Annotated in this window: 2 protein-coding genes; both read left to right on the top strand. The window is 45.6% G+C overall.

Annotated features, from left to right (window positions below; translation table 11 throughout):
• The first annotated feature begins 65 nt into the window (after nt 1-65).
• A complete protein-coding gene (locus tag ACT3RM_RS18060) occupies nt 66-377 on the top strand; it encodes a transposase (protein ID WP_443531563.1) in 312 nt (103 codons plus the stop codon).
• A gap of 65 nt (nt 378-442) precedes the next feature.
• Nucleotides 443-769, top strand: a 327-nt coding sequence (locus tag ACT3RM_RS18055; RefSeq protein ID WP_444511540.1) for an IS3 family transposase, incomplete at its 3' end; no start/stop codon positions are given.

Raw genomic sequence — 769 nt, 5'->3', positions numbered from 1 at the left:
TGTAGTGGCATAATTAAATTGGACAACTGCTAAGAGGCTATACTAACCCAAAGAAGGAAAATAGTATGACCAACAAACGCAACCAATATACCCGAGAATTTAAATTAGAAGCGATTAGCTTAGTCACTAATCACAACCGCACCATACCTGATGTGGCAAGCTCACTGGGTATTGGCAAATCTACCCTGCAGAAATGGCTGAGTCAGTACCGTCAAGAAATGAGTGGCCAAGCGCCTAAAGTCGGCAACGCTTTAACGGATGAACAGCGCGAGCTTCAAGAATTGCGTAAGCAGGTTAAGCGGCTGACTATGGAGCGCGACATATTAAAAAAGGCTTCTGCTCTGCTGGCCTTGGACAGCCTGAACGGCTATCGCTGATAAGCAAGCTTGCAGAGCAAGACAAACGGGCCAGTAAAAGCCTTTTATGCAAGTTGTTTGGGGTATTGAGGAGCAGTTACTACTATGGACTAAAGCCCAAGCCCATCAGCCTTGAAGCCGTCAAAACTAAAGCATTAGTCCGCCAAATATTTAACGACTCAAAGCGCTCAGCAGGCGCTCGCAGCATTGCCGCTATACTAATGAATGAACACGGCATCAAGCTGACCCGTTATATGGTAGGTAAACTTATGAGCAGCATGGGGCTTAAAAGCTGTCAGTTAAAGACGCATAAATACAAGCACTGTGATGAAGAACACAAAGCTCATGACAACATACTGAACCGTAACTTTAGCCCCACATCGCCCAATCATGTCTGGACAGGTGATGTCACT

Origin of the sequence: Pseudoalteromonas sp. AOP7-A1-14, assembly GCF_052376275.1 — a bacterium.
Lineage (GTDB): Bacteria > Pseudomonadota > Gammaproteobacteria > Enterobacterales > Alteromonadaceae > Pseudoalteromonas.
The sequence above is the reverse complement of the archived record's forward strand: the minus strand, read 5'-3'. Positions and strand labels throughout refer to the sequence as shown.

Coding starts and splice junctions, on each gene's coding strand:
- ACT3RM_RS18060 (WP_443531563.1), top strand. CDS start 66: ATGACCAACAAACGCAACCAATATACCCGAGAATTTAAATTAGAAGCG.